The organism is Nonomuraea muscovyensis (assembly GCF_014207745.1).
GTDB classification, from domain to species: domain Bacteria; phylum Actinomycetota; class Actinomycetes; order Streptosporangiales; family Streptosporangiaceae; genus Nonomuraea; species Nonomuraea muscovyensis.
Window position 1 is genome coordinate 3152608 of sequence record NZ_JACHJB010000002.1, and the last position, 24039, is coordinate 3176646.

Below are 24039 nucleotides of genomic sequence, written 5' to 3' on the forward strand. Positions count from 1 at the left end.
AACGGCCGATCCTAGAGTTGGGGCCGTGACTATTCGCGTGCTCGTCGCCGACGACCAGGAACTCGTCCGCACCGGCTTTCAGATGATCTTAGACGCGCAGCCCGACATGGAGGTCGTGGCCGCCGTCGCCGACGGCGCGGAGGCCGTGGCCGAGGCCAGGCGGCTGCGCCCGGACGTGTGCCTGCTGGACATCCGGATGCCCAAGCTCGACGGGCTGGAGGTGACGCGGGTGCTGGCCGGCCCGGGCGTCGAGAACCCGCTGCGGGTGGTCATCGTCACCACATTCGACCTCGACGAGTACGTCTACGGCGCGCTGCGGGCCGGGGCCACCGGCTTCCTGCTCAAGGACAGCGGGCCGACGCTGCTCATCGAGGCGGTCAAGGCGGCGGCGGGCGGCGAGGCGCTGGTGTCGCCGTCGGTGACCGTGCGGCTGCTGCAGCACCTGGCCAAGCCGCGGCGCGTCAGCGGCCCGGCGAACGACCCGCTGACCGACCGGGAGCTCGACGTCGTGCGCCTGGTGGCCAGGGGGCGCACCAACCAGGAGGTGGCCGCCGAGCTGTTCGTCTCGCTGTCCACGGTGAAGACGCACCTCGGGAGCATCCAGGCGAAACTCGGTGTCCGCAATCGCGTGGAAATCGCAGCTTGGGCGTGGGAATCCGGCGTGGTGAGCTGATTAACAGTGAGGCCGGCGGGATAGAAGTTAAGGAGTACCCAGCGCATGGCCCAGGGGGGAGAAGAACGTGCGCTATGCCCAGCCACCACCCACCAAAGCCGCCACCGCCGTCTACGTGACGCTCACCGCGCAGGTCCTCTCCCTGGGCGCGCTCGTGCTGTTCGAACAGACCCGCGCCGACCGGCTGGCCGAGCAGCTCGCCGCGTTCGGCGGCCGGCCCAGCGGGGCCGACGCCGAGGCGGTCGTCGGCGCCGTGACGCTCTTCGCCGTGCTCATCATGCTGCTCGCCGGCACCACGATCGCCGCCGCGGCCGCCTACACCACCTGGCTCGTCCGTGCCCGCCAGGCCAACGACCGCACGGCCTCCTCCCGGCCGGTCGTGCTGGCCTGGATGGTGCCCGGCGTCAACCTGCTGGCCCCGGCGCTGCTGCTCGACGAGGTGTGGCGCGGCACCCGGCCGCCGCTCGACCGCCGGGGGCGCTGGCTCGCGTTGCTGGCGGCCTGGTGGGTGAGCTGGCTGGTCATGGTGGCGCTGATCACGGTCCGGCTGCCGCTCGACTCCTCGGGCGGCCTCACGGGGGCGGGGGTGGCGGAGCTGGCCGCGTTCGTGGTGTCGGCCGCGCTGTGCGCGGCGACCGTACGGACCGTCACCCGCGCCCAGTGCTCCCACGGCGCCGGGCTGCGTGTGGTGCCCCGCACGACGGAGCTCCCGCCCTCCCCCGAATCGGCGCCGATCGGCCAGGCCGGCTGAGCCCGCGGCGGCCGCCCGGCAAGCGCCGGTGGCCATGCGGCCGTGGGTGCCCATGCGGCCGTGGGTGCCCATGCGCCCTTGGGCGGTCAGGCGGCCTTGGGGTGGTCAAGCTGCCGTGGGTGGTCAGGCGGCCGTGGGTGTCAGGCGGCTGTGGGGCCGGAGCTGCCGGGGCTTGAGTGCCACAGCCTGCGCGGCGGTGCGATGACGGCCGGGCCGCCCAGGTCGGAGTAGGGCGAGAGCCGGTAGCCGTTGGCGTACTCGATCGGCCGCCCGCCGACGCCACCGGGCGCCTGCTCGCCGGAGGGCCGGGCGAGGACCTCACGCACCGCCTCGATGCCGGCCGACCGCCACAGCGCGTCGAGCGCGGCCAGGTCCCAGCAGTCGACCGCCCGCAGCGAGACCGCCCGGACGCCGGTACGCCGCACCACGCCCCGGGCCACCATGAGCCACGCCCCGAACACCGTCGCCGCGCACCTGCCCTGCACCGACTCGAAGAACGTCAGGTCGACCGGCCCCGTCGAGTCGTCGAGAGTGGTGAAGATGACCCGCTGGCCGGACCGTACGGCCGGCGTCTGGGTGGCCACCTTGACCCCGGCGACCAGCACCTCGGCGCCGTTGCGCTGGGCCAGCAGGTCCTTGGCGCGGACGATGCCGACGGCGTCGAGCAGCTCGGCGTGGAAGCTGATGACGTGGCGGCTGACGTCGATGCCGAGGATCTCCAGCTCGGCCTCGACCATCTCGGCCTCGGTCATCTCGGGCAGCTCGCCCGGCGGGATGTGCTCGCCGAACCCCAGCGGGAGCTGCACCGCAGGCGGCTCCGGAACGGCGCCGGACCGGACCCCATCGGACCGGACCCGATCGGACCGGACCCGATCGGACGGGGCGGGAACCGAGCGAGCGGGATCCGAGCGAGCGGGGTCGGGCCGGGCGGGGTCCGAGCGGGCGGGGTCGGGCCGGGCGGGTGGCGCGGTGTAGCGCCGGGAACGCCTGGCGGTGCTGATGCCCGAGGACGAGGCCCGTTCCAGGACGCCCACCTGGGCCACCAGGTCGCGGCGGGTCAGCCGGCCGGGCCGCCAGCGCGGGCCGCCCGGGTGGAGGTCGTGCAGCGCGTCCAGCCCGCCCACCTGGATGATCCGCTCGGCGGTCGGCCGGGAGGGCCGGGCGCGGTCCCAGAAGTCGGCGAGCGACGTGTACGGCCGGCCCGCGACCATCCGCTCGACCTCGGCCTCGCTCACCCCCTTGACCGCCGAGAACGGCACCCGCAGCGCGTATCCCCGGCCCAGCTCCTCGGCCTTGAACGCACGCCGCCGCACCGGGCCGGCCGCCCCCTCCTCCGGCCCCTCCTCCGGGCTCGCCAGTGCCGCGGCCGGGACGCCGACCCGGACCGGGGGACGCGGCCCGAGCCGTTCGACCTGCCAGTCCTTGCCCGACCTGTTGACGTCGAGCGGCAGGATGGTCACCCCGCACTGCCGGGCCTCGTCGATGATGACGCGCTGGGGGTACATGCCGGGCTCGTGGGTGAGCACCCCGGCGAAGAACGCCGCCGCGTGGTGGCGTTTGAGCCAGGCCGACTGGTAGGTGGGCAGCGCGAACGCCGCGGCGTGCGCCTTGCAGAACCCGAAACCGCCGAACGCGTCGAGCACCTTCCAGGCCCGCTCCACGGTCGCGTCGTCGAACCCGTTGGCCCGGGCCAGCGGCACGAACGTCTTGCGCACCAGCTCCCGGCCCTGGGGCGTGCCGAGAGAACGCCGCAGCATCTCGGCGAACGACAGGTCGCGGCCCGTCATCACCTCGATGATCTTGAGGACCTGCTCGTGGAAGACCACGACGCCGTGGGTCTCCTTCAGCGCGCCGTGCAGCCGTTCGTGCGGGTAACGCGGCTCGCGCCAGCCGTGCCTGGCCTCCAGGTAGGGGGTGACCATGTCGGAGTTGACCGGGCCGGGCCGGAACAGGGAGATGTCCACGATGAGGTCGTGCATGGTGCGGGGCTCCAGCTTGGCGACGAGCTCGCGCTGGCCGGGCGACTCGATCTGGAAGCAACCGAGCGTACGGCCGGCGCAGATCATGTCGTAGGTCTCCTGGTCGTCGCGGGGCACGTACTGGACGGCCGGGTCGTCACCGCCCTGCTCGTCCAGCGCGACCTCGACGTCGTCCACCCGCCTGATCTCGCTCAGCGTGTAGGCCATGGCCGACTGCATCCGCACGCCGAGCACGTCGAGCTTGAGCAGCCCGGCCTCCTCCACGTCGTCCTTGTCGAACTGCGACATCGGGAACTCCAGCAGGCTGCGCTCCACCGGCGTGCGGTCGCGCAGGGTGGCGTTGCCGATGAGCACCCCGCACGGGTGGAGCGCGATGTGCCGGGGCAGCCCGTCGAGCTTCTCGGCCAGCCGGAACACCCGGTCGAGCCCCGCCTCGCCGAGCCGGCTGTCGCGCAGCTCCGGCAGGTCGCTCAGCGACGCGGTGATCTGCCGGGCCCTGATGTGCGGGAACGCCTTGGCGATGGCGTCGATCTCGTGCGGCGGCAGCCCCATGGCGCCGGCCACGTCGCGGATGGCGCTGCGCGCCCGGTAGGTCTCCATCATGGACACACAGGCCACGCGCTCCTCGCCGTAGCGGCCGAAGATGGCCTTGTAGCAGTCGAGCCGGCGCGCGGACTCCACGTCGACGTCGATGTCGGGCAGGCCGACGCGGCCCTCCGACAGGAAGCGCTCCATGAGCAGGCCGTGGTGGAGGGGGTTCACCTCGCCGATGCCGAGAAGGTAGGTGACCAGGCTGCCCGCCCCGGAGCCGCGGACCGCGCACCGGATGCCCATGCCGCGGATCATGTCGGTGATGCCGGACACGGCGACGAAGTAGCCGGACAGGCGCTTGCGCTCGATGATGTCCATCTCCGCCCGCAACCGTTCGCGGGCGGCGCGGGACCGGGTGAGGCCGCGGGCGGCCAGCCCGTCCTCGACGCGGTGGCGCAGCAGCGGCACCGGGTCGCCGCCGATCTCGGGCAGGTGCAGGGCGGGCGGGTCGCCCCGCAGCGCGAGCAGTTCCAGCGGGTCGATCACGCACTGCTCGGCGATCCGCCGGGTGGTGCGCAGCAGGCGCGCGATCCGGTCGTCGTCGGAGCCGCAGATCCTGGCGGCCACCTGCAGCATGTCCTTGGAGCTCTTGAGATGGGCGTGGGAGGTGGGGCGGTCCAGGTGGCGCGGGTGCAGCGGGACGAGCTGGCGGGCCGCGTCGAGCACGTCGCCCACCTGGTGGTCGGCCGGGTCGAGGTAGCGGACGGCGTTGGTGAGCACGGCGGGCACGCCGAGCGACTCGGCCAGGCCGAGCATGCGGGCGGCGTTGGTGGCGTCGCGGTAGCCGTACTGGTCGACCAGTTCGACCACCACGCCGGGCACCGCGTCACGCCACCGGGTGAGCAGCGCCCGGGCGTGCTCGTCGCGGCGTTCGGCCACCGCTCGGCCCACGTCGGACCGCGGGCCGAGCAGCACCGCCAGCCCGCCGGAGCCGGGAGCGTCGCACGCGGCCACCAGCTCGCGGGTGACCCGCGGCTCGCCGCGCTCACCCGCGTGGTGGGCGGCCGTGACCAGCCGCGCCAGGCGGGACCAGCCGTGCGAACGGGCCAGCACCGTGACGCGGTCCTCGGCGCCGGGCCCGGTCCGCGGCCTGGGCCGGCGGCCGCCCGGCCGGGGCGGCAGGACGTCGTGGCCGACGCCGTCCATCCCGGGGAGGCCCCCCGTGCCCGGAAGGCTCCCCGCGCCCATTCCGGGCAGCGGGTCGGGCCAGGCGCCGGGGCCCGTGCCGGCGAGCGCCAGGTCGACGCCGAAGACCGGGGCGATCCCGGCGTCCGCGCACGCCTGGGCGTGCTTGACCGCCCCGTACAGGCCGTCGCGGTCGGTGAGGGCCAGGATGTCCATCCCGTCGTCGGCCGCCCGTCGCGCCAGCGCCTGCGGGAAGGCCGTGCCGTAGCGCATCGAGTAGGCGGAGCACACGTTGAGGTGGGGGAACGGGGGCGCCATCAGTCCCACGCCCTCATGAGCAGCCAGCCGCCGCTGGCGGTGTCGAACCTCAGCTCGTACGAACCGACCATCCGCCCGGGAGCGGCCTCGACCCGCCAGAACCGGCGCTCGCCGGGATCGCCCTCCCCCGTCTTCCACCACTCGCGCGCCACCACCCAGTGGTCGAGGACGCGGCGCACGAGGTAGAGGCGGTCGCGCCAGACGAACTGGGTGGGCTCCCCGTCCCTGGTCCACACCTCGATCGGGTCGCCATAGAGTCTGCTCAAGATGCTTCTCCCCGCGGCTCTCGTGCCTGTGCTGAGCCGCCCGGGGGAAGGCGGGCGCTACGTATCGAACATATGTTCTCAGGGCCCGAAACGCAAGTCGATCGCCCGCCCCGCCGGCGGGATCGGCGCCGGTCGGGCCGCGGACGAGGGCGCCCACGCCGGTGGCGTTCGCCGGGCCGTCCCACCGCACTACCCTCGCCCGCCGGGGTGATGCGCCGCCGGCGTCACCGCCGCGATCGTGACCGGCGGCGGAGTCATCGCCGCCGTTCCCGTGTCGGGCCCGCCCGGACCCGACGCGATGTCGGTAAGCTAACCCGCCGTGAGCGGTGAATCCTCGCACATCGGGCGCTACCGGCTACTGAGCGTGCTGGGGCGAGGCGGGATGGGCACGGTCCATCTCGCCGAGGACCCCGCCGGGCAACGTGTCGCCGTCAAGGTGATCAACCCGGAGCTCAGCCAGCACGAGCAGTTCCGCATGCGCTTCCGCCGGGAGGCGGACGCCGCCCAGCGGGTGCGCAGGTTCTGCACCGCCGCGGTGCTGGAGGCCGCCCTCGACGGCGACCAGCTCTACGTCGTCACGGAGTACGTGCCCGGACCCAACCTGGAGCAGGCCGTCGAGCAGTCGGGGCCGTTGACCGGGTCCAGCCTGGACGCCCTGGCCGTCAGCGTGGCCACCGCGCTCACCGCGATCCACGCCGCCGGGGTGGTGCACCGCGACCTCAAACCGTCCAACGTGCTGCTGTCGCCCGTCGGCCCGCGGGTGATCGACTTCGGCATCGCCCGGGCACTCGACACGCTCGGCGGGGTGACCGGCACCGGTGAGCTCATCGGCACGCCCCGGTACATGGCGCCCGAGGTGCTGCGCGGGGAGCCGGTCTCGCCCGCGTGCGACGTGTTCTCGTGGGGGTGCCTGGTCGCGTTCGCCGCCAGCGGGCAGGCCCCGTTCGGCGGCGGCACGCTGCCCGCGATCGTCTACCAGGTGCTCAACACCGAGCCCGACCTCAGCGCGGTCGAGCCGGGCCTTCGGGAGCTGGTCGCCTCCGCCCTGCGCAAGGACCCGGCCACGCGGCCCACCGCGCAGCAGTTGCTCGACCACCTGGTGGGCCGCTCCGCCCAGCCCGAGCACGCGGCCCACACCGTCCAGGTGGCCTGGCAGCAGGCGACGACGCCGTTCACCGGCACGCCGCCGTTCGGGACCACCCGCGGGACGCGGGGCCGCCTCGTCGCGGGCCTGGCCGCCGGCGCGCTCGGCCTCGCGGCGCTCGGCGTGGGCGCGTGGGCGCTGCTCACGCCCGGCGGTCCGCCCGAGCTCCCGGTCCTCTACCAGGAGGACTTCACGCAGACCACCGGCGGCTGGCCCGGCACCTACGACGCCGACGAGGACGCCAGCTACGGCTACCGGACCGACGGCACGTACGGGCTCGACGTCGAGGAGCACAGCGAGGAGCGCTGGGCCAGGGCCCCGCTGCCCTATCTCACCGCCACGCCCACGACCTCGCCCGACCCGTCGGCCACGCCCACGCCCATGCTGCCCGAGACCGTGCTCGTCGCCGTCACGGCCGAGGTCGAGCAGGTGACCGGCAGCGGCGAGTACGGCGTCTACTGCCATGCCGCCGAGGACGACTCGTACTACGAGTTCGGCGTCGACACCACCGGCAAGGCGCGCATCCGGCGCATCGTCGACGGGTCGGGCGGCACGCTGGCCCAGCCGGTCCAGGTGGACGGCCTGCCGGGCACGGCCCGCATCGAGGCGTCGTGCGAGCAGGTGGGCACCATGGTGCGGCTGACGATGTGGGTCAACGGCAAGCGGGTGCACCAGGTGGAGGACCCGAACGGCATCCGCAACGGCACGCTCGGGCTGTTCGCCCGCGCGCCCAAGGACAGCGAGTCGCGGATGAAGACCACGTTCGACGACTTCGAGCTCCGCGGCACGCTGGAGCCGTGACCCGCCCCCGTCGACGGGCTCAGAGCACTCCTGCGCGGGCGGCGGCCAGGGCGGCGGCGGCCGCGCGGTCGGCGTCGCGCTCCGTCACCGGCTCGTGGGCGACGAACAGCCGGTAGTAGACGGGCGCGATCGCCACCCGGATCACCTCGTGCGCGTCGACAGCCGCGGGCAGCTCGCCCCGCGCGACGGCCCTGCGCACCACCTCGGCCGACTGCTCGTGCCGGGCGAGGAAGAACGCGTGCAGCGCCCGCGCCGCGTCCGGGCTCTGCATGGCCGCCGCCACGAACGCCGACGCCACCGGCCCGGTCTCCGGATCGTCGAACCCCGTCCGCACGAGCCGCACGATGTCGCGCAGATCGCCGTCGATCGAGCCGGTGTCGGGAACCGGCCACGGCTCCTCCCGGGCCAGCTCCAGCGCGTCCGAGATCAGCCCTTCGACGCTGCCCCAGCGCCGGTAGACCGTGGTCTTGTGCACGCCCGACCGCTCGGCGACGTTCTCGACGGTCAGACCGCGGAACCCGTGCTCCGCCAGCTCGGCCAGCGTGGCCTGCCGCACCGCGTCACGCACCCGCGCGCTGCGCCCGCCGGGTCGCTTCACCGTCTCCAAAGACAACTCCTGTTGCGTTTAAGTTCCCCTCATGGCACACTAAAGCTACATCAGTTGCGATTGGAGTTCCATCCTGACCATCCTGCGAAGCGTTTCCCATTCCTACGACCACCGCCGCGTCCTGTCCGGTGTGTCACTGTCCGTCCGGCCGGGCGAGCGCCTCGGCATCGTGGGCGAGAACGGCTCGGGCAAGTCCACCCTGCTCCGGCTGCTCGCCGGTATCGAGCGGCCCGACGAGGGCCAGGCCGTCGTGGGCGACGACGTGGGCCACCTCGGCCAGACCCTCGACCTGCCGCCGGATCACACAGTCCAGCAGGCGGTCGACGCCGCTCTGGCCGGTCTGCGGGCGATGGAGCGGCGCATGCGCGACCTGGAGGCCGTCATGGCCGCCCCCGGCGCGGACGCCTCCGGCGGCCTCCCGGCCGATCTCCTGGAGGAGTACGGCGAGTTGCTCACCGCCTACGAGGCGCGCGGGGGCTACGAGGCCGACGCCCGGGTCGACAGGTCGCTGCACGGCCTCGGCCTGGCCCACGTCCGACGCGACCGGACGCTGGCCGGCCTGTCGGGCGGCGAGCGGGCCCGGCTGGGCCTGGCGTGCCTGCTGGCCGCCTCGCCGGAGACGCTGCTGCTCGACGAGCCGACCAACCACCTCGACGGGTCCGCCGTCACGTGGCTGGAGGAGCGGCTGCGCGAGCACCGCGGCTCGGTGGTCGTCGTGTCGCACGACCGGATCTTCCTCGACCGGGTGGTCACGGCGGTGATCGAGGTCGAGGACGGCACGGTCACCCGGTTCGGCGGGGGCTACTCCGGCTTCCTGGCCGCCAAGGCGGCGGCCCGGGCCCGGTGGGAGCAGGCGTACGCCGACTGGTGCGAGGAGGTGCGTCAGGTTCGCGAGCGCGCCGCGACGACGGCCCACCGGGTCGCGGCCGGGCGGGCGATGCGCGACAACAACAAGATGGCCTACGACCGCAACGCGGGCCGGGTGCAGAGCTCGATCGCAAGCCGGGTCCGCAACGCCCAGGAGCGCCTGCGGCGCCTGGAGGCCGACCCGGTCCTCCCGCCGCCCCGGCCGCTCCGGTTCCACGGCGCCTTCGGCCACGCCCCCGCGACCGCTCACGGCCGCACCGCGCTGGTGACCGGCCACGCCCCGGGCGATCCGGCGGGCGACCGGCGCCCGGCAGCCCCCGCCGCCGCCCCGCGCCACGACGGGCCGTACGTCGGTGTGCCGGCCGGCCGGGTGCTGGCGGAGCTGCGCGACGTCCGGGTCGGCGACCGGCTCCGGGTGGAGTCGCTCACGATCACGGCGGGCGAGCGGCTGCTCGTCCACGGGGCCAACGGTGCCGGCAAGTCCACGCTGCTGCACGCCATCGCCCGGCACGCCCGCTGCCGGGTGGGCCACCTGCGGCAGGAGAGCGCCTTCGACCCCGCCCTGACGGTTCTCGACGCCTACGGCCGGGGCCATCCCGACGAGCGGCGGGCCGCGCTGCTCGGCACCGGCCTGTTCCGCCCGGAGACGCTCGACCTGCGCGTGGGGGCGCTGTCCGAGGGCCAGCGACGAAGGCTCGCGCTGGCCCGGCTGCTCGCCACCCCGTGCGACCTGCTGCTGCTCGACGAGCCGACCAACCACCTCTCCCCTGACCTCGCCGAGGAGCTGGAGCAGGCGCTCGACCGGTTCGCGGGCGCGCTCGTCGTCGTCACGCACGACCGCGCCCTGCGGCAGCGCTTCAGGGGCACGGAGATCGAAGTGTCTGGAGGACACCTTTGCTGACGATGATTCCCGACGGAGCGCCGTACGGCGTCACGACCGGGCCCGACGGCGCCCTGTGGTTCACCCTCGTCCACCAGGGCCGCGTCGGCAGGCTGGTGCCAGGCCGCGATCCGGTCGTCCACCAGCTCAGCCCGGCCGACGGCGGCCCGACCGTCATCGTGGCCGGGGCCGACGGGGCGGTGTGGTTCACCGAGTTCAAGGGGGGCCGCATCGGGCGCATCACGGTGCCCGCCCCGGACGCCACGGCGTTCGAGGTGACGGCGTTCGAGGTGGAGGTGTTCGAGGTGGCGGCGCCGTACGGACTCGCCGCCGGTCCTGACGGGGCGATGTGGTTCACCGGGCTGAACACCGACAAGGTCGGGCGGATCACCCCCGACGGCGCGATCACGGAATACCAGGTGCCGGCGCCGGGGGGCATGCCCTCGATCATCGCGGCCGGATCCGACGGCGCGATGTGGTTCACGCTCAACCAGGCCAACGCCGTCGGCCGCGTCACACCGCACGGTGAGGTGACCCTCCATCCGCTGCCCACGCAGGCCGCCGCCCCGGTGGGCATCACGGCCGGACCCGACGGCGCGCTGTGGTTCGTCGAGATCGGCGCCGGCCAGATCGGCCGGATCGACACCGCGGGCGAGATCACCGAGTATCCCCTTCCCGACCGCTCGTGCCGGCCGCACGCCATCGTGGCCGGGCCCGACGACGCCCTCTGGTTCACCGAGTGGGGCGCCGACCGGCTCGGCCGCATCACGCCGGACGGCGCCGTCGAGGAGTTCGGCCTGCCCACCGTGCCCGGATCGTCCGCCGCCGAGCCGCACGGTCTCACGACCGGGCCGGACGGCGCTGTCTGGGTGGCCCTGGAGGCGGGCGCCCTCGCCCGGATCGAGGTCCCCCGGCGCACCCCCTGACGGGACACCCACGGGCTGATCCCGCCCGCGGGGCATCCCGGTGGAATCCGGGCCAGCGGGCGGGAGTTGACTAGAGGCATGCGTGCCATAGTCATCACCGCCCAGGGCGGTCCAGAGGTCCTCGAATACGCCGAGCATCCCGACCCGGTACCGGGTGACGGGGAGGTGGTGGTCGACGTCGCGGCGAGCGGCGTCAACTTCATCGACATCTATCACCGTTCCGGGGCGTACCCGCTCGCCCTGCCCAGCCCCATCGGGTCCGAAGGCGCGGGTGTCGTGTCCGCCGTGGGGCCGGGGGTGGACGGGGTGGCCGTGGGCGACACCGTGGCGTGGGCCGGCGTGCTCGGCAGCTACGCCGAGAAGGCGGTCGTCCCCGCCGACCGGCTGGTGCCCGTGCCCGGCGACGTTCCGGCCGAGCTGGCAGCCGCCACGATGCTCCAGGGCATGACGGCCCACTACCTGACCCACTCCACCTACGCGGTGCGGGAGGGCGACAACGTGCTCGTGCACGCAGGCGCCGGCGGCATGGGCCAGTTGCTCGTCCAGCTCGCCAAGCTCAGGGGCGCCAAGGTGTACACCACGGTGTCGAGCAGCGAGAAGGAGAAGCTGGCACGCGAGGCCGGGGCGGACGAGGTGCTGCGCTACGACGACTTCGCCGAGGCGCTGCGCGGGCGGATGCACGTCGTCTACGACGGCGTGGGCGCCGCCACGTTCGACGGCGGGCTGGAGGCGTTGCGGCCACGCGGCCTCATGGCGCTGTACGGCGCGGCCAGCGGGCCGGTGCCGCCCGTCGACCCGCAGCGGCTCAACAAGGAGGGCTCGCTGTTCCTGACCCGGCCGACCCTGGCGCACTACATCGCCGACCGGGGAGAGCTGCTGCAGCGGGCGGCCGACCTCTTCGGCTGGATCGCCTCGGGGCGGTTGCGCATCAACGTGTCGCGCCGCTACCCGATGGCGGAGGCCGCGCAGGCCCACGCGGACCTGGCCGCCCGCCGCACCACCGGCAAGCTGCTGCTCGTCCCGTGACGACCGGTGCCCGACCGGCGGCCCGGCCCCGCGCGGGTTCCGGCGACCTGACCGGGCGACCGGCAGCCCGCTAGGCTCCGGCGCCATGGACATAGCAGCATCGGTCGGGTCGTTCGCCGCTGTCGTGGCATTGCTGACACTCACCCCGGGCCTGGACACGGCGCTCATCCTGCGCACGTCGCTGCTGGCCGGGAGGCGGCCCGCCTGGGGCGTGGTCCTGGGCATCCAGGCGGGCACGCTCCTGTGGGGCCTGCTGGCCGCCGTGGGCCTGTCCACGCTGCTGGCCGCCTCCCAGCTCGCCTACGACGTCCTGCGCTGGGCGGGGGCGGCGTACCTTGTGTGGATGGGGGCGCGGATGCTGCTCGCCAAGGAGCAGCACGACGATGCCGGCGGCGGGCAGGAGGCCGGGTTCCGCGCCGGGTTCCGGCGCGGGCTGGTGACGAACCTGCTCAACCCCAAGGTCGGCGCGTTCTACGTGGCGATGCTGCCGCAGTTCATCCCGCAGGACGCGCCGCACGCGGCCATGGGGTTGCTGCTGGCGGGGGTGCACGTGGGCGAGGGCCTGGTGTGGAGCGCGGTGCTCATCGGGTTCGCCACGCTGATGAGCGGGGTGCTGCGCACCGCCCGGGTACGGCGGGCGCTGGATCGCGTCACCGGCGTCGTGATCGTCGGGTTCGGCCTGCGGCTGGCGCTGGACGGCGGCAGGGCGGCGTAACGGTCACAACCTCGCAACGGTCCGTGTGACGGCCAGGACCACGGCCAGTCGAGCAGGCGGGCGCCCAGGACGGCGGTCTGCAGGTGAAGCGCCGCGTCCAGGTCGCGTTCGATGCGGTCCTGCTCACCCACTGTGCCCCGGCCACCCTGATCTAACGCCGCCCCTTCGGCAAGGGCATCCGGCACGCAGGACCACCCACCCTCGCGCTCCTGCCCCGACAGGTTCGACCCAGAGGGTGATCATCAACTGAACGGCATTGGACCAGGGCAGGGGGTTCGGCCCACGACAGGCTGTGGACATACCACTGCTATACCGCCGGTGTTTAGCGTTCTTCGCGGTGCTCTGATCACGGGCGGAGCACCGCGAAGTTCTCGTTGACTGACAAGGATCGAATCTCATGCGGAAGCTCTCCCCCTCGAAGATGCTCGCCACTGTTGTCGGGGTCTCTGCGGCCTTCGCCGTACTGACGCCGGCCGCGACCGCCACGGCCTCCACCACCACCGCCTCCTCGAGCGTCTCTTCGTCCGGCTGCAAGGACAAGTGGAGCAAGCTGAACACGAAGGACGGCTTCGTCAGCTACGTCCTGAAGCTCTGCAGCAACGGCTACGGCGAGGCGCGCGGTAGCGTGACGGACACCAAGAGCGACGCCTGGACGACCGTGGTCGAGGTCTCCTTCAAGAAGAGCAACGGCGACGAAATTTACGGCGAGTACAAGGAGGCCGGCCGGAAGAAGGGCCAGAAGAGCTTCAAGTGGTCCACGAGCCGCACCAACCTCGACCGGATCACGATCAGGGCCAAGCGCTGCCTCCCGAGCACGATCGTGTGCAACAACACCAAGACCTACACGCTCTACCCCTGATCCCGGGCTGAAGCGTTCTCATGGCGTGAGGTCGTCCAGCCCCCGTCGCCTGCCGCCGTACTTGGTCAGCCCTTCGGCCTGCACCGCTGCTGTCATGCCGTCAGGGTGACGGCCGCCGGGCGTCCTGTCAGGGAGGCGGCCCGGCAGCGTCGGCGCGGTTTCGCTTCCGGCTTCCGGCGACCCTCGCCGGAGCCGTCACTCCGGAATTCCGGTTCGGCGGGTAACGTGCGTGGCGTGAGCAGCATCGAGGAGCGTCTGGCCGACCTGGAGGCCCGGGTCGCCGCGCTGGAGAGCGAGCGGGACGGGCCGGGCGGGGCGCGCGGCGAGGAGGGGCCGGCGCGGACGGCGGGCGACGGCACCGGCCACCTGGCGTACGGCGGCGAGGCCGGCCTGGGCGGCCGCACCTGGTCGTGGCAGGTGGTGCGCTCCCCCGGCTGGCTGGTCGAGCGGCCGGCCGGGCCGCTGGCGGCGGTCCTGGCGGCGGCCGGGCACCCGGCCCGGCTGCGCATCCTGCAGCTTCTCGTCGTCGGCCCGCGGCCCATCGCCGAGCTCCAGAGCGAGCTGAACCTCGCCTCCCAGGGCCAGCTCTACCACCATCTCAAGACGCTGACGTCGGCCGGCTTGGTCGAGCAGCCCGAGCGGGGCGTCTACCGGGTCCCGGCCAGGGCGGTGTTCCCGGTGCTCACGCTCACCGCCGCCGCCGTGGACGTGGCGGGCGCGCACGCATGACCACGCACGGATTCACGATCACCGCCCGGGGCCCGTTCGACTTCGCCGCCTCTTTGCGTTTCGTGCAGGACTGGCCGGCCACCAGCGCGCTGCCCTCCGACGGGCGGGCGCTGCGCTTCGCCTTCTGCCCGGAGTCCGACTGGCTGCCGATCGGCGTGACCGTGACCGCGGCACCGGGCGGCGTCGCCGTCGCCACGACGCGGCCGGTGGGGCCGGGGATCCGGGGCGAGGTGGCGCGCGTCCTGTCCCTCGACGTGGACGGCACCGGCTTCGCCGCGCTCGGCGAGGCCGACCCGGTGCTCGGCGACCTGCAGCGGCGCAGCCCCGGCCTGCGGCCGGCGTGCTTCTGGAGTCCGTGGGAGGCGGCGTGCTGGGCGGTGATCGTGCAGCGCTCGTCCATGCTCGTCGCCGCCCGGCTCAAGCAGCGCATCGCGGAGCGGTACGGCGCGCAGGTCGAGGTGGACGGGCGGGAGTACGCCGCCTTCCCCCCGCCCGTGACGCTGCTGGAGGCCGGCGGCCTCGGCCTGCCCGCGCAGAAGGAGGAGTGGCTGCGCGGGCTGGCCCGCGCCGCGCTCGACGGCGTGCTCACCGCCGAGCACCTGCGCGCGCTCGCCCCGGAGGAGGCGCTGGCCGAGCTGCGCGCTCTGCCCGGCGTGGGGCCGTTCTCGGCCGGGCTGATCCTGATCCGGGGCGCGGGGGCGCCGGACGCGTTCCCGGGTGACGAGCCGCGCCTGTTCGCGATCCTGCGCGAGGTGTACGGGCTGCCGCAGGACACGCCGCCGGCCGCGTACCGGCGGCTGGCCGAGGCGTGGCGCCCCTACCGTTCCTGGGCGTCGTTCCTGTTCCGGGCGGCCTCCTACGGCGTCGTGGACGACGAGGCGACCCCGGCGAAGTCCGTGCCGGGCGGCGCTACCCCAGCGCGGGCGGGCCGGGCGGCAGGACGGGCACGTCCGGTGGGCCCTGTTCGATGAGGCGCAGCAGGGCGTCGGTGTCGAGGTGCTGTTCCACCAGGTCGCCGAGGGCGTCGAGGCGTTCCTCGCGCAGCCGGGCGAAGTCGGTGTCCGGGGCGGGCACGAAGTCCCGTCCGGCCCGCCCCGCCACGTCGGTCAGGAAGGCGCGGCGGAAGGCGTCGTTCTCCAGCGCGCCGTGCCAGGTGGTGCCCCAGACGTTCGCGACGCGGCAGCCGTCCAGGAACGGCTCGCCGCCCTCGACGGTCGCGACCCCGTGGTGGATCTCGTACGCGGTGACCGGATGCCCGTAGGCGTGCCCGGACGGCCTGGCGAGCGTCTTGGCCGGGGCGAACGCCACCCGCACCGGCAGCAGTCCCAGCCCCTCGACCCGGCCCGCCCCCGACTCGACCTCGTCCACGATCTCCCGGCCGAGCATCTGGAAGCCGCCGCAGATCCCCAGGATCGGCTTCCGCCGGGAGGCCAGCGCCGTGGCCAGCCCGCTGCGCCGCAGCCACGCGAGGTCGTCCACCGTGGCCCGTGACCCGGGCAGCACGACCAGGTCGGCGTCGTCCAGCTCGCCCGGCCCCCGCACGAACCGCACCACCACTCCCGGCTCGGCCGCCAGGGCGTCGAGGTCGGTGAAGTTGGAGATGCGCGGCAGCCGCACCACGGCCACGCGCAGCGTCTGAGCGCCGTGCGGCTCGCCGACGGCGACGGAGCGGCCGTCCAGGGCGAGGGAGTCCTCGACGTCCAGCCACAACCCGTCGAGCCACGGCAGCACGCCGTACACCCGCCGGCCCGTCACGGCGCGCAGCATGTCGAGGCCGGGTTCGAGGAGCTCCCTGGCGCCGCGGAACTTGTTCACCACGAATCCCGAAACAAGCGATTGGTCAGCGGCGTCCAGCAGCCCGACCGTGCCGTAGAAGGCGGCGAACACCCCTCCCCTGTCGATGTCGCCCACCACGACGACCGGCAGGTGCGCGGCCCGCGCGAGGCCCATGTTGGCGATGTCGCCCCGGCGCAGGTTGATCTCGGCCGGGCTGCCGGCGCCCTCGCAGACCACCACGTCGTACTGGTCGCGCAACCGGCCGAGCGACTCCAGCGCCGTCCGCCTCAGCAGGTCCTTGAGCCGGCCGTACTCCATGGCGTCCACGTCGGCGACCGGCTGCCCGAGCAGCACCACCTGGCTGCGGCGGTCGCTGCCGGGCTTGAGCAGGATCGGGTTCATGTCGGCGACCGGTTCGAGACCGGCCGCCTGCGCCTGCACGGCCTGGGCGCGGCCGATCTCGGCCCCGCCGGCGGTGACGTAGGAGTTCAGCGACATGTTCTGCGCCTTGAACGGCGCCACGCGGACGCCCCGGCGGGCCAGCCACCGGCAGATCCCGGCCGTCACCACGCTCTTGCCCGCGTCGGACGTCGTCCCCGCCACGAGCAATCCGCCTCTGGTTCGCACCCGCCGGATCCTCCCATACCCCCGCGTTCCGAACGGACTCCGGCCCGCGGGTGCCGCGCTGTAGGTCCGTTGTATGGCCGCTGTATCCCGCTCTCGTAGGCTCGTCACCGACGAGCAGGGCTGCTCGCGGTGCGGGCCCGTGAGGGACACCGGCGGCATCGCCCCTGAGGACCGGTTGCGAGGCGCGCATGGTGTACGTGGAGATCGCATGCCGGGTCCTGCTGGCCGGCGTGTTCGCCGCCGCGCTGGCGGGCAAGCTGCGCGGCCGATCCGCGTACCAGGAGTTCGCCGCCTCCATCGTGGCGCTGGGGGTGCTGCCGCGGACGCCGGCGAAGGCCGCGGCGGCCGCCATCACGGCCGGGGAGGCCGTGGCGGTCGTCCTCCTGGCGTGGCCGGCCACGGCGGCCCTCGGATTCGGGCTGTCGGCGGTGCTGCTCGGCGCGTTCGCCGCCGGGATCGTCTCAGCGCTGCGCCGGGGCCGGCGGGCGCCGTGCCGCTGCTTCGGCGCCTCGACGACGCCGCTGGGCAGGGCCCACGTGTACCGCAATCTCGTCCTGCTGGCCGGCAGCGGGCTGGGCCTGGTGGCGGCGTTCGCCGGCGGCCCCGCCGAGGTCGCGGGCGTGGCCGTCGCCGCCGTGGCCGGAGCCGTGGCCGTGGTGCCGGTGGTGCGTTTCGACGACCTGGTGTCGCTGTTCGCGCCCTCCACCCCGGCCGGCGGCGACTCATGACCGACTGAGATGAGGATCAACTATGGCGTTCGTGGTGGCCGCGGTCGTGCTGGTCGGGGTTCTGTGCGTCCTCAACATGCTGCTGACCTTCGCGGTGCTGCGCCGGCTGCGTGAGCACACCGCGGAGCTGGCCCGCCTCGCCGCGGGTCCCGCCCTCGGCGGCGGCTACGACCCCGCGCGGCTGGTCGGGCAGACGTTCCCCGATCTGGAGCCGGAACGCCCCGAGCTGGTCGGCGTCTTCGACGCCCAGTGCTCGGGATGTCACAAGCACGCGCCCGAGTTCGCCACCGCCGTCCGCGGCCGGGCGGCTCTGGCCGTCGTGACCGGCACCGGGCCCGAGGCCGAGGCCCTGGTGGGACTGCTGCGGGAGGTGCCCCGCGTCCTCGTGGGCGAGGAGGCCGGCGGGCTGGCCTACATCCTCGGCGTGACGGGGTTCCCGACCTACCTGCGGGTGGGCGGCGACGGCACGATCGTGTGGGCGGGCTCGGGCAGCCCGGAGGGCATGACCGAGTCGCTTCCCGTGTGAGCGAGACGCCCGGTCTTCCCGGCTGAAAGAGCGCCGGCGCGTTAAAGTGCTCGGCATGCTGGTCATCTCGCTGCAGGCCATTCTGGAAGAGGCGACCGCGGAAGCACGGTTCAACGTCGGGCAGGTCAAGGATTTGTCCCACCTTCTTCGCCCCGACAATCTGCGTAAATTACGGGAATACTCGTCCGTCTGCTGTTTTCTGGCATTTCACCCGGCCGGCGATCCGCCGATCGTCGAGTACGTGCGCTCCGGCACCATGGCCGACGACAGCGGGCCCAACGTGCTCGTCCTGTTCGTCCTGGACCGGCCCGCGCCCATCGCGGTGCCCGTCGGCACGGGCGCCTTCGGCCACTGGGCGGAGATCGGCGTGGGGGTGGACCCGGCCCACCGGATGGTGCGCACGCTGTTCAGCGGCTCGCGGGTCCCGCCCCTGCCGGGCCTCGTCGTCTTCCGCGACCTCGCCGAGGACACCGACGGGGTCTACCTGCCGCTCGGGCACCTGGAGTCCGAGCGCGAGGTGCGTCTCCACCTGCGCGAGGTGTTCGCCGAGATGGACCACCTGGCGGCGACGGGCAGACCGGCGAAACTCCTCGACGACCTCGGGGTGCAGTGGACCCGTCGCGGCCTGGCCTACGAGCGGACCGACCGGCGGCCCATGCGCGAATGGCTGATCGAGGGCTTCCGCACGGCGCGCGAGAACTACGGCGACCTCGTCGGGACGATCGGGCTGTTCGGGTGATCCCCACGGCGTGGCGGGTGCGGCAGGCGCCCGCCGGGGCCGAGGTGCTCGTCGAGGTGCTCGCCGGCCTGACGAAGGAGGCGCTGCTCGCCGGAGCCTGCGCCGCCACCCTCGGCCTGCACCGCTTCGGGGTCCGCTTCGAGGACCGGCGGACCCGGCACGCGGTGCTCGTCCGCTTGGCCGAGGGGCTGGAGCAGACGATCGGCCTGCGCTTCGACGGCTCGATGGACGTGCCCTTCCTGCGGTTCGCGCGGGAGGGCGAGGGAGAGCTGAGCGGCTATCTCACCCGCCGGTCCGACTACCTTCCGTCCGCATGGGCCACCGATCTGCTGGTCCGCTGGGACGTCCAGGAGACCCTCACGGAGTCCTGGCGGGCCTCCGGCGACGACGCCGACGCCAACAGCCGCGTGCTGGAGTCCGCGCGGCTGCTCAGAGCGGCCCTGCACCACGCGGCGCGGACGGGCGAGCCCACGTCCGCGGTCGGCTACCTCGTGGACGTGGTGACCACAGGGCTGTGCCGCGACGTCAGGGGCGCCGCGCGGGCCGTCACGCTGCTGCTGTGGGCGCTCGCCGGGGCGGACACGGCCGAAACGCTGGTCCGCGCCTTCTTCGGCGGGCGCCTGCCGGACAGCCTCCACGCGTGGACCACCGTTCCGCTGACCGAGCCGGCGTCCGCCGCGCTGCCGCGCCGGGCCGGGCCGACGGTGAGGATGCTGGTGGAGCGCTCGTTCGGCCTGCTCGACGACGCCCGGCGGACCGACGGCGCCGACCCCTGGTTCATGGCGCTGACCAGGGCGGCGAGCCTGATCCAGTGCGTCACCTACGTGCTGCGCTGGGTCGCGCCCCGGCTGCCCCTCGGCCTCGCCCCGGTCTACGGGCAGTTGTGCGAGCTGGACGCCCACTACAGCGCCCTGGTGGCCGGGTTCCGCGTCGCCCGCCCGCCTCTCATGAGCGGCCCCGTCCGCCACGCGCGGACCATGGCGGCGGCGTTCCACGCCGCCGGCGACACGACCGGTGACCGCTTCGCCCGCGAAGCCCTCCTCATCCCGCGCGCGCTCCTGGACGAGCACGCCCCCCTCACGGACGCGTGGCGGGAGCCCGGCTGCCACACGGCCACGCTCCTGCCGCGACCGCCCGGACTGCTCGACCGGCTGACGCTCCGGCAGGCGGTCGTGGCCGACGCCGCCGACCCGGCCCGCTGGCGCGCCCTCGCGGCCGACCTCGACGCCCAGGGCTCGACGTGGGCGGCACAGGTGTCCGCGTCCATGGCGGGCGTGGCCGAAGCCCAGGCGCACTGACAGTCGAGGGAGCCCTTTCGCCCGGGGCACGGTGACCCGCGCCTTACCCGAAACCTGGACGACGGTGGAGCGCCTGTCGCCCACCGACAAGATGGCCGATAGGCCCCTATCTCGCGCCATGACGAACATGAGCGAGACTACGAATTATCTCGTCCTTGATCGCGAGTGCCGGACATCTCAACCGACACGCTGATAACTTGCACCTGTCTGTTGATGCGTCCGGGGGGTCCAGGGTGAGCCAGCCGTTGGTGGAGGACGATCCGCGGCGGCTGGGCCCGTACGACATCGTCGGCCGCCTCGGCGAGGGTGGCCAGGGCGTCGTCTACCTGGGGCGGACGGCGTCCGGCGGGCAGGTCGCCGTCAAGCTGCTGCATCACGGCCTGCTGACCGACTCCGACGCGCGCGCCATGTTCCTGCGCGAGGCGGAGATCGCCCGGCGCGTGGCCAGGTTCTCCACCGCGCCCGTGCTGCACGCCGACCTCGCCGGCCAACGCCCGTACATCGTCAGCGAGTACGTGCCCGGCCCCTCCCTGCGCGACCTCGTCAGGGTCGAGGGGCCGCGGCGCGGCGCCGCGCTCGACCGGCTGGCGATCAGCACCGCCACCGCGCTGGCCGCCATCCACCGCGCCGGGGTCCTGCACCGCGACTTCAAGCCCGCCAACATCCTGATGGGACCCGAAGGTCCCGTCGTCATCGACTTCGGCATCGCCCGCGCCCTGGACGCGCCGGGCACCGCCTCGAGCGGGCCGCTGATGGGGACACCGTCCTACCTCGCGCCCGAGCAGCTCGGCGGGGCGCCGGTGACGGAGGCGGCCGACATCTTCGCGTGGGGCGTGACCATGGTGTTCGCCGCCTCGGGCCGGCCCGCGTTCGGCATGGACTCCACCCCCGCGGTGATCAACCGCATCCTCAACCAGAAGCCGGTGATCTCCGGGCTGGACGGGCTCCTGCTCGAACTCGTCACCGCCAGCCTGTCCAAGGACCCGGCCAAGCGGCCCAGCGCCGACGACCTGGTCGCCAGGTTGACCTCGCTCCCCGCCCGCCGCCCGGCACGCGGGCGCCGCCGTACGATGATCATGGCGATCGCCGGCAGCACGGCGGCGGCCCTGCTCGTCACGGGCGGCGTGCTGCTCAACACGCGCGACCGCCCGGCCGGATCATCCCCCGAGGGCCACTCGACCTCCCGGCCGCCGGTCCCCACCACAGCTCCCGCCACGGCCCCCGCCAGCCTGTCGCCACAGACCCGGCAGGCCGAACGGGGGACGTCGGCCCCGGCGCCCAGGCCGTCGTCCCATGCCAGGACTCCGGCGGCGACCACCCGACCGGCCCGCTCCCAGAGCCCGGTGAGCCCGCCGACGGCCCAGGAACACCGCAGGACGACCTCGGCCCCCGACCCGGAGCCGAGCCCCACCAAGGAACCGGCCGCCCCGCCCACCACCACCGCCCCTCCGGGGTGGCCCCCGGCGGACTGGCCCACCGGGCCCTTCAACACCTGGACCTGCATCCCCTCGGTGTGCTGACGCCGATGGATCGGCGTACAGGCCGCCATCGCGGGAGGGAGGGTTCGGGCCCATCGGACGAGCCGATCCGGGTCAGTGGCCTGACGGGTGTCCTGCTCGCTCCCGGACCGGTGCGCCTGACCTACCTGTCCGACAACGCCAGGCGCCGTGCGCGCCGCAGTTCGGTGTGGCGCCGGACGAAGGAGGGCCGGCGACAGCGGGCCCCGGCCTTCGGCTAGTCGATGGGAACCGCTGTGCCGGAGACCTTGACACGGGAGTCGCCGGGAATGGTGGTGCACGTCAGGAGGCTGGGGCGGCCCATGTCGACACCCTGATGAAGGGTGAGGACGGTGTCGTCCGCGAGGCGTCCCAGCGCACGCAGGTACCCGGTGAAGGCCGCCGCCGCGGCGCCGGTCGCCGGGTCCTCGACGACGCCGCCGGGCGGGAACGGGTCGCGGGCGTGGAAGACCGAGGGAGACTCGGCCCAGAAGAGGTGGACGGTGGTCCAGCCCCTCTCTGTCATGATCTTGCCGAGCGCATCGAAGTCGTAGTCGAGATCGGCAAGACGGTCCCGGCTGGCCGCGGCCAGGACGAGATGGTCGTTGCCGGCGTTGGCGACGTGCGCCGGGTAGGCGGTGTCCACGTCGTCGGCCGACCAGCCCAGTGCGTCCAGCACCGGCCGTACCTCCTCCTCGGAGGCAGGACGGGTGGAGGAGGGAGGGCTGGTCAAGATGGCGATGATCCCACCGGTCGAACCCACGGCGATCTCCACCGGGACCGGCCCCGCCTGCGTGGTGAGGTTCACGGTTCCGGGACCGATCCGTTCGCCGAGCGCGACCGAGGCCGCGATCGTCGCGTGGCCGCAGAAGGCGACCTCGGCCAGCGGGCTGAAGTACTGGATCCGGTACTGGCGATCGCCCGTGGGGTGCAGGAAGGCCGTCTCGGAGTAGCCGAGTTCAGCGGCGATGGCGAGCATGTCCGCGTCGGAAAGCTCTCGGGCATCCAGGACCACGCCGGCGGGGTTCCCGCCGGCGGGAGTGGAGGTGAACGCGGCATACCTCAAGATTTCGGTCATGTCGTCATCATGGCGCATGCGGGTTCTGAGGACTCCGTATGAGCGAGCCGGTCAGGAGCGGGAGCAGCGGGTCAGGGCACCGACGGACGCCGCGGTTCGCCGCGGTTCGCCGCGGGGCGGCGCGGGCGGCCTCGTGATGGAGCGGGATCGACGTGGCGGGGGCTTCGGTCAACCGAGGACGGGGAAGTTGCTGCGGAAGGTGCCTCGGGGGTCGCGGGCCCGCTTGAGGGCGCGGAGCCGGGCCAAGGTCTGCGGGGTGAAGGCGTTGGCCGCGCGCTCGCCCGGCGCCAGGAAGGTGAACGGTTTGCGGCCGCTGGTGTGCGGGATGAGGGCGTCGGCGATCTGGTGCTGGCGGTCGCGCACGGCGGCGCCGCCGTCCTGGCCGGGGATGCCGAACATGTACAGGGCGAACGGCTCCGCCACATGTCCCGCGGACGTGTCGGACGGGCGCGCGAAGGCGCCGCCGAGGTGGCGGAGCTGGACGCTGAGCAGCGGATCGATCGGGCGCTCCAGCAGTGCCGCCACGACGTCGTCGGTCAGGCCCGTCAGAAGTTCGGCGCGGGACCGGCCGGGGCCGGGATCGGTGGGTTCGGCGGTGATGGAGCCGAGCTGGGCGACCGGCATCATGGCGCGGGAGTCGGAGAGCGGCCCCGAGATCTTGTCCAGCGGGCGCAGCAGGGTCTGGGCGTCGCCGCCGTCGCCGAGGAAGGCGGCGTCCACGGCCACCAGGGGGGCGGCGCCGGGGAACTGCAGCAGGTCGTACCAGACGGTCAGCTCGTCCGGCGCGGTGGCGGTGATCTGGCGGTAGGCGTCCAGGACGGCAGGCGCCCGGTCGGCGGTCCACAGCATCCGCCCGCCGTACAGGCGGGGCGCCGGGTGCAGGTCGAACTCGATCGCGGTGACGATGGCGAAGTCGCCGCCGCCGCCGCGCAGCGCCCAGAACAGGTCGGGGTCGGTCTCGGCGGTCACGCGGGCGCGGCTGCCGGTGGCGTCGACGACGTCGAAGGCGCGGACGCTCTGGGAGGCGAAGCCGTGTGCGCGGCCGAACCAGCTGAGGCCGCCGCCGAGGGTGTAGCCCGTGACGGTGACCGCGGGGCTGCTGCCTGCCAGACCGGTGAGGCCGTACGGGCTCGCGGCTTCCAGCACGCGGCCCCACTTGACGCCGGCGCCCACGCGGGCGGTTCGCTCGCCGGGGTCGATGTCCAGTTCGTCCAGGCGGGCGGTGCGCAGCAGGATCACCTCACCGGTGTTGCCGGTGGCGCCGTGGCCGCTGGGCTGGGTCGTGATGGTCAGCCCTGCCAGGCGGGCGTGCCGGACGAGGGCGGCCACGTCGTCGGCGTCCGCGGCCTCGACCACGGCCCGGACGGGCTGGTCGACCGCGCGGTTCCAGGGCTTGCGCGCCTGCTCGAAACCCTCCTCGCCCGCCGTGAGCACCGTGCCACGGAGCACGCCGCGCAGTTCATCGCCGATCTTCATGACTTCTTGCCTCTCGCCGCCGGTTGGTGGATGGCTCC

21 protein-coding genes are annotated in these 24039 nt (G+C 73.8%); 15 read left to right on the top strand and 6 right to left on the bottom strand.

Going from position 1 to position 24039, the window contains the following annotated elements; all coding sequences use genetic code 11:
* Positions 1-25: 25 nt before the first annotated feature.
* Positions 26-673 carry a response regulator gene (locus tag FHU36_RS31295; protein ID WP_185087337.1) on the top strand — a complete coding sequence of 216 codons (648 nt, stop codon included), beginning with the start codon at positions 26-28 and terminating at the stop codon, positions 671-673.
* Positions 674-740: 67 nt separating this feature from the next.
* A complete protein-coding gene (locus FHU36_RS31300; protein WP_185087338.1) occupies positions 741-1424 on the top strand; it encodes a DUF4328 domain-containing protein in 684 nt (227 codons plus the stop codon).
* Between the two features lie 140 nt (positions 1425-1564).
* Here FHU36_RS31300 and FHU36_RS31305 read toward each other — a convergent pair whose 3' ends face one another.
* Together FHU36_RS31305 and FHU36_RS31310 are read right to left on the bottom strand one after the other, a co-directional pair.
* Entirely contained in the window at positions 1565-5437 is a 3873-nt protein-coding gene (locus tag FHU36_RS31305; RefSeq protein ID WP_185087758.1) for a DNA polymerase III subunit alpha, read from the bottom strand.
* Entirely contained in the window at positions 5437-5703 is a 267-nt protein-coding gene (locus FHU36_RS31310; protein WP_185087339.1) for a DUF6504 family protein, read from the bottom strand. Before FHU36_RS31310 ends, FHU36_RS31305 begins: the two co-directional genes overlap by 1 nt.
* A gap of 319 nt (positions 5704-6022) precedes the next feature.
* On the opposite strand from FHU36_RS31310, the gene FHU36_RS31315 reads away from it, so the two are divergent.
* Positions 6023-7648, top strand: coding sequence for a serine/threonine-protein kinase (locus tag FHU36_RS31315; protein WP_312891942.1), 1626 nt, complete (start codon positions 6023-6025; stop codon positions 7646-7648).
* 19 nt (positions 7649-7667) lie between these two features.
* Here FHU36_RS31315 and FHU36_RS31320 read toward each other — a convergent pair whose 3' ends face one another.
* Positions 7668-8261: a TetR/AcrR family transcriptional regulator gene (locus tag FHU36_RS31320; RefSeq protein WP_221496637.1), complete on the bottom strand. Its 594-nt coding sequence runs from the start codon at positions 8259-8261 to the stop codon at positions 7668-7670.
* A 64-nt stretch (positions 8262-8325) separates the two neighbouring features.
* Between FHU36_RS31320 and FHU36_RS31325 the strand changes: the two genes are divergently transcribed.
* The 7 genes from FHU36_RS31325 (at position 8326) to FHU36_RS31355 (ending at position 15228) form a co-directional block, all read left to right on the top strand.
* Positions 8326-10023 carry an ABC-F family ATP-binding cassette domain-containing protein gene (locus FHU36_RS31325; RefSeq protein WP_376774180.1) on the top strand — a complete coding sequence of 566 codons (1698 nt, stop codon included), beginning with the start codon at positions 8326-8328 and terminating at the stop codon, positions 10021-10023.
* A 2-nt stretch (positions 10024-10025) separates the two neighbouring features.
* Positions 10026-10928: a Vgb family protein gene (locus FHU36_RS31330; RefSeq protein ID WP_185087340.1), complete on the top strand. Its 903-nt coding sequence runs from the start codon at positions 10026-10028 to the stop codon at positions 10926-10928.
* A 78-nt stretch (positions 10929-11006) separates the two neighbouring features.
* Positions 11007-11954: a quinone oxidoreductase family protein gene (locus tag FHU36_RS31335; RefSeq protein ID WP_185087341.1), complete on the top strand. Its 948-nt coding sequence runs from the start codon at positions 11007-11009 to the stop codon at positions 11952-11954.
* 85 nt (positions 11955-12039) lie between these two features.
* The gene (locus FHU36_RS31340) at positions 12040-12669 is read left to right on the top strand and encodes a LysE family translocator (RefSeq protein ID WP_185087342.1); all 630 of its coding nucleotides are present in this window, start codon (positions 12040-12042) and stop codon (positions 12667-12669) included.
* Between the two features lie 397 nt (positions 12670-13066).
* Positions 13067-13528, top strand: a complete 462-nt coding sequence (locus FHU36_RS31345; RefSeq protein WP_185087343.1) for a hypothetical protein — start codon at positions 13067-13069, stop codon at positions 13526-13528.
* A gap of 234 nt (positions 13529-13762) precedes the next feature.
* The gene (locus tag FHU36_RS46595) at positions 13763-14257 is read left to right on the top strand and encodes an ArsR/SmtB family transcription factor (protein ID WP_185087344.1); all 495 of its coding nucleotides are present in this window, start codon (positions 13763-13765) and stop codon (positions 14255-14257) included.
* The gene (locus FHU36_RS31355; protein WP_221496638.1) at positions 14254-15228 is read left to right on the top strand and encodes a DNA-3-methyladenine glycosylase family protein; all 975 of its coding nucleotides are present in this window, start codon (positions 14254-14256) and stop codon (positions 15226-15228) included. The genes FHU36_RS46595 and FHU36_RS31355 overlap by 4 nt, the downstream gene beginning before the upstream one ends.
* On the opposite strand, the gene FHU36_RS31360 is transcribed toward FHU36_RS31355, so the two are convergent.
* Positions 15167-16660 (bottom strand): cobyric acid synthase, encoded by a 1494-nt coding sequence (locus FHU36_RS31360; RefSeq protein WP_312891945.1) that lies wholly within the window; start codon positions 16658-16660, stop codon positions 15167-15169. The two genes, FHU36_RS31355 and FHU36_RS31360, sit on opposite strands and share 62 nt — an antisense overlap.
* 188 nt (positions 16661-16848) lie before the next feature.
* Here FHU36_RS31360 and FHU36_RS31365 point away from each other — a divergent pair, with 188 nt between their 5' ends.
* From FHU36_RS31365 to FHU36_RS31385, 5 genes are all read left to right on the top strand, one after another.
* A complete protein-coding gene (locus FHU36_RS31365) occupies positions 16849-17388 on the top strand; it encodes a MauE/DoxX family redox-associated membrane protein (RefSeq protein WP_185087346.1) in 540 nt (179 codons plus the stop codon).
* A gap of 22 nt (positions 17389-17410) precedes the next feature.
* Positions 17411-17914: a hypothetical protein gene (locus FHU36_RS31370; protein WP_185087347.1), complete on the top strand. Its 504-nt coding sequence runs from the start codon at positions 17411-17413 to the stop codon at positions 17912-17914.
* Positions 17915-17969: 55 nt separating this feature from the next.
* Positions 17970-18653: a hypothetical protein gene (locus FHU36_RS31375; protein WP_185087348.1), complete on the top strand. Its 684-nt coding sequence runs from the start codon at positions 17970-17972 to the stop codon at positions 18651-18653.
* Positions 18650-19951: a hypothetical protein gene (locus FHU36_RS31380; RefSeq protein ID WP_185087349.1), complete on the top strand. Its 1302-nt coding sequence runs from the start codon at positions 18650-18652 to the stop codon at positions 19949-19951. The genes FHU36_RS31375 and FHU36_RS31380 overlap by 4 nt, the downstream gene beginning before the upstream one ends.
* 233 nt (positions 19952-20184) lie before the next feature.
* Positions 20185-21471: a serine/threonine-protein kinase gene (locus FHU36_RS31385; RefSeq protein ID WP_312891946.1), complete on the top strand. Its 1287-nt coding sequence runs from the start codon at positions 20185-20187 to the stop codon at positions 21469-21471.
* A gap of 214 nt (positions 21472-21685) precedes the next feature.
* On the opposite strand, the gene FHU36_RS31390 is transcribed toward FHU36_RS31385, so the two are convergent.
* Positions 21686-22525 carry a PhzF family protein gene (locus tag FHU36_RS31390; RefSeq protein ID WP_185087350.1) on the bottom strand — a complete coding sequence of 280 codons (840 nt, stop codon included), beginning with the start codon at positions 22523-22525 and terminating at the stop codon, positions 21686-21688.
* Positions 22526-22693: 168 nt separating this feature from the next.
* Positions 22694-24001 (bottom strand): FAD-binding oxidoreductase, encoded by a 1308-nt coding sequence (locus FHU36_RS31395; protein WP_185087351.1) that lies wholly within the window; start codon positions 23999-24001, stop codon positions 22694-22696.
* Positions 24002-24039: the final 38 nt, after the last annotated feature.